Source organism: Methanobrevibacter sp., assembly GCF_045120835.1.
GTDB lineage: Archaea > Methanobacteriota > Methanobacteria > Methanobacteriales > Methanobacteriaceae > Methanocatella.
Genome location: NZ_JBGVFE010000005.1, coordinates 1 through 2,084, shown reverse-complemented (window position 1 = coordinate 2,084; position 2,084 = coordinate 1). Strand labels below are relative to the sequence as shown.

Here is a 2,084-nt window from a genome sequence, read left to right as displayed (position 1 = left end):
GGTTGGATTAAAGCGTCTTCAGAAATACCGTATTTTTGAGCGATTTTTAAAACGGTACCGTCTTTGAACATTTCATCTAATGTTTCCTGTACCTGATTTTTCAAATCGTCATTTCCTTTTTTAAATCCAATACCATATTTTTCAGTAGTGATGTACTCATCTAAGATAGAGAAATCAGCTGAATTGTTTTTGTTTTTGATATCGTATTCTGCAACACCAATATCCATAGCTACAGCATCACATGCACCGGATTCTAAATCCATGAATGCGGTGTTATAGTCAGCTACTTCGGTTAAGGTTGCAAAAGTATCTGCAATAGTTTTGTTATCCCCTTGAAGAGCAGCTAATGCAGATGAGTCTTTTTGTGTTTCTACAGTCTTACCTTGTAAATCAGCAATGGCAGAAATACCAGCGTCTGATTTTACAATGAATACCTGTTTGTTGTCAAAGTATGGGTTAGACCAAAGGTAGTCATTTTCCCTTCCATCAATTGTGAATCCATTCCAAATACAGTCGATAGAACCAGATTCTAATTCAGCATCTTTAGCATCCCAATCAATCGGTTGAGCTTGGAATGTCCAGTTGTTTCTTTCACAAACTTCTTTTGCTAAGTCTAAGTCGAAACCAGTGTAGTTTCCACTGTCATCCTTATATCCGTATGGTGGGAACTCAGCATCAAAACCAACAATAAAAGTACTTTCATCATTGGTGCCTGCGTTAGATGAGTCATTTCCCCCCAAAAAGTCAAATAAACCAGCGCTTGCGGTACCCATAACTAAGAAAGCCACTAATACCAAAGCTAATAAAATACCTATCTTTTTATTCATTTTAAAACACCAAAATAGTTATAACTATAGTAGAATTTTTTCTACTGTTTTATATTTTATTTTTTTTAATATATAATAGTATATTATTTTGTTCGAAAATGAATATTAATTGCCTGTTTTCCTAAACTTGTTAAATGTTTTTTGTATAATATTTTCATTTTGTTTAGGATTTGTTTTTTCAAGATAATCTGCATAATTATTTGATTTTAAAACAAGTTTATATCCTTTTAATGCATATTTTTTTAAAGATTTTCTATTTTTTATAGAAATTTTTGAAAATTCACTTTTTGCCTTTTGAAAATATTCTTCACAATCTGTTGAAGGAAGATAAACCAATATCTGCGCAATCTTAAAAAAGATGAATTCATCTTCCAATTCATCATAGTGACCATTTTCTTTTAGATAATTCTCGACAATGTCAATTACCTCAAATATATCGAATCCTTTAGCATCAGAGTTTAAAATTGAATCAGGATTTGATCTGTAATTGTACAAGTATTCCGGAACGAAGGATATTCTTTCAGCTTCAAGCATTACCTGAACATGAACGGGAACATCCTCAAAATGCAAGTCCTCAGGAAATCTATATTTTTCAATTAACTCTTTTTTATAGAGTTTCAGGCAAGCGGAAAATGCTGAATTCATCACATGGCGCCTGACATCCTTATATGTAAACGAAAAATTATCATAGTCGATATTGCCGAATATCTTATCAATCTTAAATTCTATGCCCCTTTTGTGCATATTTTTATTGTCATCAACCTTTTTGAATTTGAACAATACCACATCTGATGAATTGGAAACTGCATTGTTGAATAACTTTTCTAAAGTGGTTAATTCAATATAATCATCCGAATCTAAAAAATAAACATAATCGGCACTTGCATCTTCCAAACCCCTGTTTCTTGCAGCGCCAAGACCCTGATTTTCCTGTGAAATAATCTTTATTCTTTCATCATTTTGAGCATATTCATTTAATATAGCTAATGAATTATCTGTTGAACCATCGTTAACACAAATTATCTCAATATTGGCCAATGTCTGATTACATACGCTGTCCAAACACTCTTTTAAGTATTTTTCAACATTATAAACCGGAATAATTACAGATACATCGCACATAAATACACATCAGAACAATTTGAATTTTTTATTGGATTTCTTTAGCTCTTTGAGATCATTTTTGAGCTTGATGTTCTTTCTGAATTCCTTTTCATACAATTCATTTAGGAAAGTCAGTCTCTTAATGTAATATTC

Annotated in this window: 2 protein-coding genes; both read right to left on the bottom strand. The window is 31.7% G+C overall.

What is annotated here, in order from left to right:
- Positions 1–827 (bottom strand): amino acid ABC transporter substrate-binding protein (locus tag ACJMLO_RS00405; RefSeq protein WP_405292821.1); only part of this gene is annotated, 827 nt, incomplete at its 3' end.
- Positions 828–932: 105 nt separating this feature from the next.
- A complete protein-coding gene (locus ACJMLO_RS00400) occupies positions 933–1,949 on the bottom strand; it encodes a glycosyltransferase family 2 protein (RefSeq protein ID WP_405292819.1) in 1,017 nt (338 codons plus the stop codon).
- Positions 1,950–2,084 lie beyond the last annotated feature (135 nt).